The 13025-nt window shown below is 57.3% G+C and carries 13 protein-coding genes; 3 read left to right on the forward strand and 10 right to left on the reverse strand.

The annotated features are described in order from the left end of the window. The first annotated feature begins 35 nt into the window (after window positions 1-35). From CKW31_RS14770 to CKW31_RS14780, 3 genes are read left to right on the forward strand one after another with little or no spacing between them, the layout of a single operon-like run. Window positions 36-1463: a di-heme oxidoredictase family protein gene (locus CKW31_RS14770; RefSeq protein ID WP_095096281.1), complete on the forward strand. Its 1428-nt coding sequence runs from the start codon at window positions 36-38 to the stop codon at window positions 1461-1463. A 33-nt stretch (window positions 1464-1496) separates the two neighbouring features. Then, entirely contained in the window at window positions 1497-2561 is a 1065-nt protein-coding gene (locus CKW31_RS14775) for an imelysin family protein (protein ID WP_095096284.1), read from the forward strand. Window positions 2562-2577: 16 nt separating this feature from the next. Beyond that, on the forward strand, window positions 2578-3675 hold the full coding sequence (locus tag CKW31_RS14780) for a DUF1513 domain-containing protein (RefSeq protein WP_095096890.1): 1098 nt from the start codon (window positions 2578-2580) through the stop codon (window positions 3673-3675). Between the two features lie 162 nt (window positions 3676-3837). Here the strand turns inward: CKW31_RS14780 and CKW31_RS14785 are convergent, their stop codons facing one another. From CKW31_RS14785 to CKW31_RS14830, 10 genes are all read right to left on the reverse strand, one after another. Continuing rightward, the gene (locus CKW31_RS14785) at window positions 3838-4065 is read right to left on the reverse strand and encodes a hypothetical protein (RefSeq protein ID WP_095096287.1); all 228 of its coding nucleotides are present in this window, start codon (window positions 4063-4065) and stop codon (window positions 3838-3840) included. Beyond that, a complete protein-coding gene (locus CKW31_RS14790; RefSeq protein WP_095096290.1) occupies window positions 4065-4781 on the reverse strand; it encodes a lipopolysaccharide kinase InaA family protein in 717 nt (238 codons plus the stop codon). The genes CKW31_RS14785 and CKW31_RS14790 overlap by 1 nt, the downstream gene beginning before the upstream one ends. Before the next feature lie 4 nt (window positions 4782-4785). After that, window positions 4786-5466: a class I SAM-dependent methyltransferase gene (locus CKW31_RS14795; protein ID WP_095096292.1), complete on the reverse strand. Its 681-nt coding sequence runs from the start codon at window positions 5464-5466 to the stop codon at window positions 4786-4788. Window positions 5467-5675: 209 nt separating this feature from the next. Continuing rightward, a complete protein-coding gene (locus CKW31_RS14800) occupies window positions 5676-6956 on the reverse strand; it encodes a HAMP domain-containing sensor histidine kinase (RefSeq protein ID WP_095096295.1) in 1281 nt (426 codons plus the stop codon). After that, a complete protein-coding gene (colR, locus tag CKW31_RS14805; protein ID WP_027900279.1) occupies window positions 6946-7629 on the reverse strand; it encodes a two-component system response regulator ColR in 684 nt (227 codons plus the stop codon). The genes CKW31_RS14800 and colR overlap by 11 nt, the downstream gene beginning before the upstream one ends. A gap of 332 nt (window positions 7630-7961) precedes the next feature. Next, window positions 7962-9608, reverse strand: coding sequence for a chaperonin GroEL (groL, locus tag CKW31_RS14810; protein ID WP_027900278.1), 1647 nt, complete (start codon window positions 9606-9608; stop codon window positions 7962-7964). Window positions 9609-9659: 51 nt separating this feature from the next. Then, window positions 9660-9953 (reverse strand): co-chaperone GroES, encoded by a 294-nt coding sequence (locus CKW31_RS14815; protein WP_020292988.1) that lies wholly within the window; start codon window positions 9951-9953, stop codon window positions 9660-9662. A 258-nt stretch (window positions 9954-10211) separates the two neighbouring features. Further along, window positions 10212-10694: an FxsA family protein gene (locus tag CKW31_RS14820; protein WP_095096297.1), complete on the reverse strand. Its 483-nt coding sequence runs from the start codon at window positions 10692-10694 to the stop codon at window positions 10212-10214. A gap of 66 nt (window positions 10695-10760) precedes the next feature. Beyond that, window positions 10761-11492, reverse strand: a complete 732-nt coding sequence (locus CKW31_RS14825; protein ID WP_095096300.1) for a HugZ family protein — start codon at window positions 11490-11492, stop codon at window positions 10761-10763. A gap of 324 nt (window positions 11493-11816) precedes the next feature. Next, window positions 11817-12824, reverse strand: a complete 1008-nt coding sequence (locus CKW31_RS14830) for a DUF481 domain-containing protein (RefSeq protein ID WP_095096304.1) — start codon at window positions 12822-12824, stop codon at window positions 11817-11819. Between the last annotated feature and the right edge of the window lie 201 nt (window positions 12825-13025).

Here is a 13025-nt window from a genome sequence, read left to right on the forward strand (position 1 = left end):
GCACGCCCTGATTTCGGGCTTGTTGCAGGATGGTTATGGCTACGCGGTTGCGTACGTTTGTTGTGTTGCTGAGTGCTCTGATGATGAGCGCGTGCGATGACGCCCCGCGTTTCACCCAGGCTGAGCCGGGCGAAGCGTTGGCGGGTGGCAAGGCGACGGTGAACAAGCGGGACGTGAATGCGTTTTCAATGCCGTCGGCGAATCTGTCCCCGGTGCGGCGTCTGGACTTCAGTGTGGGTAACAGTTTCTTCCGCAGCCCTTGGGTGATTGCTCCTTCCACCACCACGGCGCGCGACGGTCTGGGGCCGTTGTTCAACACCAACGCCTGCCAGAATTGCCACATCAAGGACGGCCGAGGTCATCCTCCCGAGCCGGATGACGTCAATGCCGTGTCGATGCTGGTGCGCCTGTCGATACCGGACGATCCGGCGCAAGCGGAACTGGTCAGGAAGAATGGCGTGCTATCCGAGCCTACCTACGGCGGGCAGTTGCAGGACATGGCGGTGCCCGGCGTCGAGCCGGAAGGCAGAGTGCGCATCGAATACGAGCCCATGCCGGTCAGGTTTCGCGACGGCACGGAGGTCGAGTTGCGCAAGCCGACCTTGAGCATCACTCATCTGGGCTATGGTCCGATGCACCCTGAAACCCGCGCTTCGGTGCGTGTCGCACCTCCGATGATTGGCCTTGGGCTGCTGGAGGCGATACCCGATGCGGCGATTCTGGCCAATGCTGATCCAGACGATAAGGACGGCGATGGAATCTCCGGTCGCCCGAACTGGGTCTGGGACGATGAGCAGCAAACGGTCGTCATGGGCCGTTTTGGCTGGAAGGCCGGACAGCCCAATCTGAATCAACAGAACGTGCATGCGTTTTCGGGCGACATGGGGCTGACCACCAGCCTGCGCAATTTCGATGATTGCACGCCCACGCAGACCGATTGCCTTGCAGCCCCGAACGGCAACGGTCCGGATGGCGAGCCTGAGGTCAGCGACAACATTCTGCGGCTGGTGCTGTTCTATAGCCGCAACCTGGGTGTGCCTGCCCGTCGCAATATCGAAAACCCGCAGGTACTGGCCGGCAAGAATCTGTTTTACAAGGCGGGCTGCCAGCAATGCCATACGCCACAGTTCAAGACGCGCCATGATGCTGCCGAGCCGGAACTCGCCAATCAGGTAATACGTCCTTACAGCGACCTGTTATTGCATGACATGGGCGCCGAGTTGGCTGACAATCGCACCGAATTTCAGGCGACCGGACGCGAATGGCGCACGCCGCCTCTGTGGGGCATAGGTCTGACGCAGACCGTCAGCGGCCACACCCAGTTTTTACACGATGGACGCGCCCGTAATGTGCTCGAAGCGGTGTTGTGGCACGGCGGCGAAGCTCAGGCTGCGCAGCGTCAGGTATTGGCGTTCGATGCCGAGCAACGCGCAGCACTGTTGGCGTTCCTGAATTCGTTATGACTTCTTTCATTTAAAAACTATAAGGAGCCGGACATGTTCCGTCCCAAGTTGCTCTTCACCAGCCTTGCCGCGCTCGCCTTGGGTGCCTGCGCGCCTTCGGACCCGCAAGCGGTCACTTCGGCAGCGATTGCCAAACAAGTGATCCTGCCGACCTACAGCCGCTGGGTTGACGCTGATCGCAAGTTGGCGACAAGCGCTTTGGCGTTCTGCGAAGGCAAGACTGATCTGGCCACGGCCCGCGCCGACTTCCTGTACGCGCAAAAAACCTGGGCCGAGTTGCAGCCACTGCTGATCGGGCCACTGGCCGAGGGCAATCGTTCGTGGCAGGTGCAGTTCTGGCCGGACAAGAAAAATCTGGTCGGCCGTCAGGTGGAGCAACTGGTGACGGCCCAACCGCAGATCACCCCCGATGCACTGGCTAAATCCAGCGTGGTCGTCCAAGGCCTGTCCGCTTATGAATACATCCTGTTCGACGCTGCCATCGACATGGCCAACGCCGAGCAGAAAGCCCGATATTGCCCGTTGCTGACGGCGATTGGTGAGCGCCAGAAAGCCCTCGCCGAAGAGATCCTCAGCAGTTGGAACAGCAACGACGGCATGCTCGCGCAATTGAGCAAATTCCCCAACCAGCGTTATGCAGATTCTCATGAGGCCATCGCCGAGTTGCTGCGCGTACAAGTCACCGCACTGGACACGCTGAAGAAAAAGCTCGGCACACCGCTGGGTCGTCAGAGCAAAGGTCAGCCGCAGCCGTTCCAGGCTGACGCGTGGCGTAGCCAGTCATCCCTGAGCAGCCTCGATGCCAGCCTGGCCAGCGCTCAGACAGTCTGGGCCGGGGTCGATAACAAAGGCTTGCGTGGTCTGTTACCCGCCGAGCAGAAACCGCTGGCCGACAAGATCGACGCTGCTTACGCTACCAGCCGTAAATTGCTGTCGGAGCTCAAACCACCCCTTGTCGATTTGCTGGCCAGTGAAGAAGGTCGTCAGCAGTTGAATGCCTTCTACGACAGCCTCAACGTCGTGCATCGTCTGCATGAAGGCGAACTGGCCAAGGCACTGGGCATCCAGTTGGGCTTCAACGCCAACGACGGCGACTGACCGGGAGATAACGATGATGTTGCGACGCCAGGCTTTGGCACTCGGAAGTTTGCTGCTCAGTGCCTGCACACTGGGCGGCTGGACGCTGTTTCGACAAAAAGGCAAAAGCCCGCTGTTGCTGTCCGCTCGCGATGATGGCGACGGCCAACACTACGCAGTGGGTTATCGCCTGGATGGTCAACAAGTGTTCGCCACCCGGGTCGGCCAGCGCTGCCACGACATCATCAATCATCCGACGCTGAATCTGGCGCTGTTCGTTGCCCGTCGGCCGGGTACGGAAAGTTATCTGATCGACCTGAATGATGGACGCCTGTTACAGACTATTCATTCGCAGCCCGATCGACATTTCTACGGCCATGCAGTGATTCACAATAGCGGCGAATGGCTGTACACCACCGAGAATGACACCACTGATCCGGGCCGCGGCGTGCTCGGCGTGTATCGATTCGTGGACGAGCGCCTGGTGCATACCGGGGAAATCTCCACTCACGGTATTGGCCCGCATCAGGTGTCGTGGATGCCCGATGGCGAAACGTTGGTGGTGGCCAATGGCGGGATTCGGACTGAAGCGGAAAGCCGCGTCGAAATGAATCTGAACGCCATGCAGCCGAGTCTGGTGTTGATGCGGCGCGACGGCACGCTGTTGAGCAAGGAGACCCTTGCGCAGTCCATGAACAGCGTTCGGCACTTGGGTATAGCCAGCGACGGCACCATCGTCTCCGGTCAGCAATTCATGGGAGACGCCCATGAGACGTCAGAGCTGCTGGCGATCAAACGTCCAGGCCAGCCGTTTGTTGCGTTTCCGGTCAACGATCAGCAACTGGCCTCGATGGGGCATTACACGGCCAGCGTTGCCGTACACAGCGAATTGCGTCTGGTGGCCCTGACTGCGCCACGGGGCAATCGGTTTTTCATCTGGGATCTGGACAGCGGCGCAATCCGCCTCGACGCTGCCCTGCCCGACTGTGCAGGTGTCGGCGCGGTAGCGGATGGCTTTGTGGTGACCTCAGGACAAGGCCGGTGCCGTTTTTACGACTGCCGACAAAACGAACTGCTCGCCAAGCCTTTGGACCTGCCCGCCGGACTCTGGGACAACCATCTGCATCTGGTGTGAAGCACCTGAGTCGCGCTTGAGGGAGGAATGCTATCGCGGTGGGACGGTGTCTGCCTGCGAGGAGGCTGAAAGCCTGCAAGTGACACCGAGCCAGATCATCACCCCAGATGCAACGAGGCCCCATTAAAGGGGCCCTGGAGTTGGTGCTGCACACGCCAATGGCTAGCGCCCGGTACTCGAGCCTTGAGCCAACCCAAACATCAATAAAAGCAAGTCGTGACTCGGACTCACCAAATCGGGAGCTTTTGCGATCCGTGGCAGCGGGCAATGCCCTTCGCCGTGTAGAGCGCTCAAAATCTGTGTTCCCGGCTGTACCCAGGCGGCCATTGCGACGGAGGTCACCGCCAGCGCACCCAGAATAAATAAACCTCGTGCCAGTTCTAGTTTCATCAGTCTAAGCCCTTGATAGCGCTGCCAAACGCTGCCTGATAAAAATAGACCAACTTCTGCCAATCTGTGGAAGTGAACGACGAATGGCGACGTAGCTGCTTGAGATCATGCCGTGCGGCAGCCATTGCGCTCAGACGGCGGCGGCATTTCTCGAGATCAAGCAATGCGACTTCAGCTTTGGCGTTATCACCCTCGCCGACAACGCGTACAAATACGTGTTTTATATAAAGGCAACTGTGCTGCCAGCGGCCCTTATGCATACGTGCCAGATTACCTGCCAACTCATGGAGCAGTTGATCATGCAACGCCTCGCCATGGTGCTCGCGCCCACCTGCGGCGTACCAGTCTTCGATCTCCACAAACCCGTCCAGGGCCGCAGTTACCAGAAGCGCACGCCACTCATGGCTTTTATCACGTTGAGCGCCACAGAAGATGAGCTTGGGCACGTTTACATCAAGCCCACTCAAGCCATGAATTGCATCACGCTCGCGCAACACCGTCGGACGCCCGAAGGGATGCAGCCAACTGCGATAGATATGCCCAACCTGTCGTTTGACATAAATCAGCTGGCCATCATCGGCAACTATTCGTTGCACACCGCTCTCACCGCCCCGACGCCGGTTGGGTTCTTCAACCCATTCGCCATGTTGCGTCCAGAAGGAATCAAAACGCTCGTCCTTTGAGACTGTGGGCTCCATAGCGACCTGTACGCCCATCTTGTTACCTCTTACGCAGTAAATACACACGCCACATGGCATACATCGGTAAAAAATCCAGGCGATCCTGAATGCGGAATCCAGCCTGTTCAAACTCGGCCTCGACAGTAGCGGCCGGTAACACAAAGCGATTCTGGTAACTAACCTGCCCATTCTTCGCCTGACGTTTATGGTCCAGGCGCTTGCGTTTCCACGCTTTGAAATTGCCATCGACCCAGAGTGAAATGATCACGCTATCACGTGTAACACGCTGAAACTCCTTAAGTAGAGCGAGCCGATGGTCGGCCTGACCCACATGGTGCAGCAACCGCATGCAGAAAATGCTGTCTACGGCGTTGTCGGGCAGATCAATGTCAAAGGCAGATGTCTGCAAAGGTTGTACCCTTTTCACCACTTCTGCTGGTTGAGCAGCACAAGCGGTCTTCAGCATGTCTGCCGAGTTGTCTGCACCGATGATCATCCGATTCGATTTTTCAGCCAGCAATGGCCAGAAGCGCCCTGCGCCGCAAGGCAGGTCAAGCACTAATCCTGGATCACCCGCACGATGCAAAGCGGTACGCGCCAATTGCTCGTCGCGCCAATGAGACAGGCGACGAGACAGATTGTCTTTATGCTTTTGCAAATATTGCTGGGCATGTTCCTGGTTGTACTTGCGTGAAAACTCGAGTTCGATTCGCTTGCTCATGGGGGCACCTACTCATGTCGATGCCGGCAAGATAGTCAGGGCGCTGTCAGCGTCAGGTCATGCCAATGTGAAAAAAGTGTGGGAAGTCTGCGCAGATGTTTCCAGATGCGTCAAAGGCTTAGCGCCCTTGAAGACCTGAAGAGCAGAAACTGTCAGAGATATTTCGGGGTTGAAACGGCAAGGCATATCCATGATGGACGCCAGCCGGGCTATTTCTTGAGCTTCACGCTGAAACGGCAGCCGTTGGGCTCCATCGGGCTCAAACTGACGCTCCAACCCTGGTTTTCGCAGATACGCTGAACCAGCGAGAGCCCCAGCCCAAGACCCTCACCCCGCTGCTCGTTACCCCTTACAAACGGCTCGAACATGGCCTCGCGCTTTTCCTCGGGGATACCGACTCCGCTGTCCTCCACGAGAAAACCTTCCTGCTGCAATGTCAGCGTAATGAAGCCTTGGTCGGTGTAGTGCAGAGCATTGCGCAGCAGGTTACCCATGACGGCATGAAGGAAGGTGGAGTTGTACAGAACGCCTGAAGGCTCGCTCGTGCCGACTGAGCGCACAGTCAGTTGCAGTCCTTTGCTTTCAATCGGGCCGCGCCAGAGTGCGATCAGGTCTTCGGCAACACTTTCCAGTGACACTTTGGGAACCATGTTGGCGTCTTCACGTTGCGTGCGAGCCAGCATCAGGAAAGTCTGCACCAGGTCGCGCATTTCTTCACACGCCCGGGCAATGCGCTCGACCTGCGCCCTGGCACGCATATCCAGCGCTGGATTATCCAGCAGCAGCTCGCAGGAACTGGCCAGCACCATCAGCGGGGTTCGCAGTTCATGGCTGACGTCGCTGGTGAACATCCGCTCGCGGGTCAACGCCTGACGCAGGCGCCCCAGCGTGGCATCGAAGGCAACGGCCAGTTCACCTACTTCATCAGCCGCATAGTCAGGCGCCAACGGAGGTGCCAGTCCCAGTAACTGGTCGCGATGACGCACCTGACGGGCCAGTCGCACAACCGGCGCCATAACCCGGCGCGCCAGCACCCACCCCAGAAATACGGCCAGCCCCAAGGCAAGCACAAAACCCACCAGCACGACGGCGAATAACACGCGCTCGCGCTCTTCAAAATCGCTTTGGTCTTGAAGGAGTGCGTAACGTCGACCGTCTACCACTTCAACCATGGCGTGATAGGACAGCGGGCCGCGAAACACTTCATGAAAGCCGGGCTCGAGATGCTTGAGGTCACTGGGAATATCGAAATCACCGGGGCCGCCGCTGAAATAGAACAGCTGATCTGGCTCCGGACGGTGACTCCAGTCGCTGACGCTGTCGAGCAGCAGCAAACGGTTAAGGTCGCCACCAAGGCCGGCTGAAATCAGTTTCTCTTCTACCAGGTGGACGGTCGCGACGATGCCCATGGCAAAGGAGCCTGCCACCAGCGCGCTCATCAATGCGAAAGCGATGATGATGCGTTGAGCGAGGCTCTGTTTAAACTCCATCCCGGCCCTCGGCCAGACGATAACCGACACCATGCACGGTTTGCAGCAGTGGCTTGTCGAAAGGCTTGTCGATCACCTGGCGCAGTTGATGAACGTGGCTGCGCAGGCTGTCGCTGTCGGGGCAGTCGTCACCCCACAGGGCTTCCTCCAGAACCTCGCGACGCAACACGTGAGGGCTTTTCTGCATCAACACGGCAAGCAGCTTGAGGCCCACCGGGTTGAGCTTGAGCAGGCGACCTTCACGGGTCACCTCCAGTGTGTCGAGGTCGTACACCAGTTCGGCGACTTGCAAGGTACGTCGGCCACCGCCCTGGGCGCGACGCAATACGGCTTCAATGCGCGCAGCCAGCTCGGACAGGGCGAAAGGTTTGAGCAGATAGTCATCAGCACCGGAGCGGAAGCCCTGCAGGCGATCGTCCAGCTGGTCACGGGCTGTCAGCATGATCACCGGGGTGTCGCGACGGGCGTCTTCACGCAATCGCTTGCACAGGGTGTAGCCATCTATGCCGGGCAGCATGATGTCGAGCACGATGAGGTCGTAATGTTCGGTTGCCGCCAGATGTAATCCGGAGAGGCCATCCTGTGCACAATCGACCGTATAGCCTTTCATGCCCAGATAATCGGCAAGGTTGGCCAGGATGTCCCGGTTGTCTTCAACAAGAAGAATTCGCACGTGCACGCCCTCCATCTGCAATAGGCTGGCGCAGCTTAAGGCCTATAGGGGGCAAGAGCCAGTGTCTGATTGGGTTTCGTTACGCCTGAATGCTTTGTTTTGACTGAACCACCGACTTCGCGGGCAAGCCTCGCTCCAACGGATCGCCACCTGTTGGAGCGAGGCTTGCCCGCGAAGGCGTCGTTGCAGTCAACTCATGCCTTTAAGAACATTGAATCTCCTGAGGTTCAGCTCGCATTTCGCTCTGTCTAGACGGAGAGATACACCCCCATAAAAAAACCCCGCACAAGGCGGGGTTCTTTTATGGGGTACAGCTAGGGGGCGAAGCTGGCTTACATCATGCCGCCCATACCACCCATGCCGCCCATGTCTGGCATGCCGCCGCCAGCTGGTGCTTTGTCGTCCGGAGCGTCAGCGATCATGGCTTCGGTGGTGATCATCAGGCTGGCGATAGAGGACGCGGCCTGCAGAGCAGAACGAGTCACTTTAGCCGGGTCCAGGATGCCCATTTCGATCATGTCGCCGTATTCGCCGGTAGCAGCGTTGTAACCGAAGTTACCCGAACCCTGCTTGACCTTGTCGACTACAACGCTTGGCTCGTCACCGGAGTTGGCAACGATCTGACGCAGTGGAGCTTCTACAGCGCGACGCAGCAGAGCGATACCGACGTTCTGATCGGCGTTGTCGCCTTTCAGTTCGGAGATTGCCTGCAGCGAGCGAACCAGAGCCACGCCACCGCCAGGTACCACGCCTTCTTCAACGGCTGCACGAGTTGCGTGCAAGGCGTCTTCAACGCGGGCTTTCTTCTCTTTCATTTCAACTTCGGAACCGGCGCCGACTTTGATGACTGCAACGCCGCCGGACAGCTTGGCCAGACGCTCTTGCAGTTTTTCTTTGTCGTAGTCCGAAGTGGTGTCACCGATCTGCTGACGAATCTGCGAGATACGGCCGTCGATGTCAGTGCGAACGCCAGCACCGTCGATGATGGTGGTGTTTTCTTTGTTCAGCACGACGCGCTTGGCATTACCCAGGTGTTCCAGGGTAGTGGTTTCCAGGCTCAGGCCGATTTCTTCGGAGATAACGGTACCGCCAGTCAGGACAGCGATGTCCTGCAGCATTGCCTTGCGACGATCGCCGAAACCTGGAGCCTTGACGGCTGCAACTTTGACGATACCGCGCATGTTGTTCACAACCAGAGTCGCCAAGGCTTCGCCTTCAACGTCTTCAGCAACGATCAACAGCGGACGACCGGCTTTGGCCACTGCTTCCAGAACTGGCAGCATTTCGCGGATGTTCGAGATTTTCTTGTCGACCAGCAGGAGCAGCGGGCTGTCCAGCTCGGCAACCATGGTGTCTGGCTTGTTGATGAAGTACGGGGACAGGTAACCGCGGTCGAACTGCATGCCTTCAACAACCGACAGTTCGTTTTCCAGGCCCGAGCCTTCTTCAACGGTGATAACGCCGTCTTTGGTCACTTTTTCCATGGCTTCAGCAATGATGTCGCCGATGGAATTGTCGGAGTTCGCGGAGATAGTACCTACCTGAGCGATGGCCTTGGTGTCAGTGCAAGGCTTGGACAGTTTCTTCAGCTCAGCAACGATGGCGATGGTCGCCTTGTCGATGCCGCGCTTCAGGTCCATCGGGTTCATGCCGGCAGCGACGGCTTTCAGGCCTTCGTTGACGATGGCCTGAGCCAGAACGGTTGCAGTGGTAGTACCGTCACCAGCGTCATCGTTGGCACGGGAAGCAACGTCTTTGACCAGCTGCGCGCCCATGTTTTCGAAACGGTCTTTCAGTTCGATTTCTTTGGCAACCGAAACACCGTCTTTGGTGATCAGAGGAGCGCCGAAGCTCTTCTCGATAATGACGTTACGGCCTTTCGGGCCCAGGGTTGCTTTTACTGCGTCAGCCAGGACGTTGACACCGGCGAGCATTTTTTTACGGCCAGAATCGCCGAATTTTACTTCTTTAGCAGCCATGATCGATCTTCCTTAAATACTTTGAGTAGTAACGGAAACTAGTGGGGTGACTCAGGCTTCGACGACCGCGAGAATTTCGTTCTCGCTCATCACCAGCAGGTCTTCGCCATCTACTTTCACAGTGTTGCTGCCGGAGTAAGGGCCAAACACCACTTTGTCACCCACTTTCACGGCCAGCGCACGTACTTCACCGTTGTCCAGCACGCGGCCGGTACCAACAGCGAGGATCTCGCCACGGTTTGGCTTTTCAGCAGCCGAACCTGGCAGAACGATACCGCCAGCAGTTTTGGATTCTTCTTCGCTGCGACGGATTACGACGCGGTCATGCAGAGGACGAAGCTTCATTGTCGATCTCCTGATTATGGTTTTTAAACGGCCAGTGAATACACCGGCGAGTTAAACATCCGGCGTTGCCGGTTACGGTTCGACGAGCGAACCGCAGAATACGGTCTGGCAAAAAGGCCAGAAACCTTGCGGTGACCCATACATAAGGGCGGGCATGGTGATTACAAGGCCAGCGGTTGAATTTTTTTGTCGAAAGCTACTGCGTCGTGAAACGCACGCGGCACCCTGAGGTGCCGCGTGGTGGGGCGATCAGCCCGATTACTTGTCGCGATGTTCGAACTCGCCTTCGATCACATCCGGCTCACGGGTCGGAGGATGAATTGCGCCGGGGCGACCCGGATCGTTGCTGGCCGGCATGTCGTCAGCGAATGCACGCTGGCGCAGGGCCTGATCTTCAGCACGCTTGCGCATGGTGTTGACCAGCACCCGACGGGTGATCGGCAACAGGCAGATCACGCCCAGAATGTCGCTGATGAAACCTGGCAACAGCAGCAGACCACCGCCGACAGCAATCATCAGACCTTCGAGCATCTGCTGGGCAGGCAGCTCGCCGCGAGACAGACTTTCACGGGCGCGCATCGCTGTCGCGAACCCGGCCACACGAATCACGAACAGGCCCAACAGCGAAGTTGCGACCACCATCAGGAATGTCGGAAAGAAGCCTATCGACATGCCCACCCGTACCAGAACGAACAGTTCCAGTACCGGAAAAAGAAGAAACAGCAGTAGAAAAACACGCATCAATTGAATTCCTCAACGCAAGAATGCCTTGCAGTAGACCCTACGTGACGTCATCAAAGCGTGAATTCAAGCCTCTTGAGTGTCACGAACAGGCCATTTTTCCGCGTGAGCCAGCTGAACCAAGGCTTCGCGGACTTGTTTCGGTGTGTTACAGGGCTCACCGAACGCCAGCCAGTAAAGGCTCTGACCGATACGCAGGTGCATGCCTTCGCTGTCGATACCTGCCAATTGCGCAACTTCACTTTGCGGCAGACCAGTGAGTTGCACGTAGTGAGCAATGGCTTTGGCGTGGTCAGCATTCATGTGCTCGACCATGCTGGCTTCGGCGGAACCGGCAAACGGGTTTGCCAGCTCAACATGATCAAGCCAGTGAATGGCACCAAAGCCGCCGATGAAACGGTAGCGCACGGGCATCAGTACCCAGAAATCGAAATCATGGGCGGAGTGATAGCTTTTCGATTCGGGGAAAAAACGGTAATAGCGCTGTGAAGCTGACTCGATGGCGTCTGGCTCAACAAGCTTGTGCGCCTCAGCCATGACCGTCACGCGTCCGGTCGCCTGGACATCGTCAGCTTCGCGCTCGCCCACCAGCAATGAGCACTTCGCGTCTTTGCCCAGGTTGTGAGTGTGCTGAGCGATACGGCTGATCAATATCAACGGCCGGCCCAGATCATCAAGACAATAAGGAACAGACGAGCCAAACGGGAAACCCGGCATGGATTTGGAGTGTGTGGACAGCACGCCCCGATATTCCTTGAGCAACAACTCCCGTGCCTGCTTGATCGCCTTTCCACTCATCTGATAACTCCTCGTAACCCACTCGCCGACAATCGACGCACCTATGAATAAAGCTGACAGTAGTCAGCTGATTGGGCACGCGCAGGGGGTTGAAAGACAAGTTAATAATTATTGCGAAGGGAGCCAGCGGGATGGCGGGAAAGCCAGGGCAACTCATCCAGTATGGTTTGTCAAAGCAATGCCCTCGCGGCTAAAGCCACTCCTACGGCCGGACGGCGTACGTAGGAGCGGCTTTAGCCGCGAGGGCGTCGGTGGTCGCACCTAATCTTCCACCGAACAAGGCATCATTCAGAGCAAGAGCGCGTGCCAGCTATTTAACAGGTCTTACCAGCTCACACCAAACCCTGCGGTGTAGCGGGTTTTGTCCAGGTCGCCATTTTCGGATCCGCTGATAACGTTCTTCTCGGCCTTGAGGTTCAATGACGCCCAATCCGTCACTTTGTAGCGAAGCCCTACCTCCGCATCCAGAGAATAGTCAGCCACGTTGCTGATGGGTTTGCCCACTTCGCCGTTGGTGAAGAACTCGACCTTTTTGCCGATCAGGAAACGGTTGTAATCCCAAGTACCCGCCACAGAGTAGAAATTCTCTTTCTCGCCGTTTCTGAACTCGAAATCGGTGCGGTTAAGCAGAGCGCCCAGCTTGAAAGCGCCCAGCTCGTCATCCCAGAACTGGTAGCCCGGCCCCGTACCTACAACGCGCTGACGACTGAGGTCTTCGACTTTGTCGCGCTTGTAACTGATCCGGCCATCCCAGAAAAATTTCTCGGTCAGGAAGCGGTCGATGGAGTACTCGGCACTCCAGTTGTCAGTGCTGACCACATCATCCTGAGTCTCGCGGTTGTAATCGCCTTTGGCGTTATGACGCCATTGACCATGCCGCGCCGAGGTCTTGAAAGCGACGTTGTAATCGTTGGTGTCGTTCTCGGCTTGCTGGAAATCCGCCGCCAGGTCGACATTGCCCTTCCAGACCAGATCAGTGATCACCGGCTTGGGCTTGAGAATCTGCTGGATGCTGGCCAGCTCGACCGTTTTAGGTGCGTCGCCGTTGGTCAGCGTGACCTTGCCGTCGTCAGAGGCTTTCAACGATTTGGCAATTTCGCCCTGATACTGATCCTGCTTGACCATCAGCGGCTGGTCGCTCTCCAGGGTCTTGACCTGCTTCCAGTCAACGGGAATCGATCCCCCGTAAGAGGTTTCAACCACTAGCTTGCCGCCGTCGAAGAGTTTTATTGTACCGGTGATTTTGTCGCCATTCTTCAACCAGACGGTATCAGCGAGCAAAGGAGTAGCGGCAACGGAGGCAGCGAGGAACAGCAAAGTTCTGGTCAGCATAAGCAACAAGGAGGCTCAAGTTAGCGGAAAATCGGGCATCATCCCTCGGGATGACGTCAAGGCAATCGAAGACCGCCGCTGGAACAGAAAACACTGACAGCAGAAAACTTCAGTAGTTCAAATACCAGGCGGCCGCCCATCCATAAACAGCTCTATAAACAGGAGCAAAGCGTTGATCAAGCAGCAGCCGGACTCATCGGA

It is taken from the genome of Pseudomonas sp. Irchel 3A5, from assembly GCF_900187575.1.
In the GTDB taxonomy this organism is placed as follows: Bacteria; Pseudomonadota; Gammaproteobacteria; order Pseudomonadales; family Pseudomonadaceae; genus Aquipseudomonas; species Aquipseudomonas folii.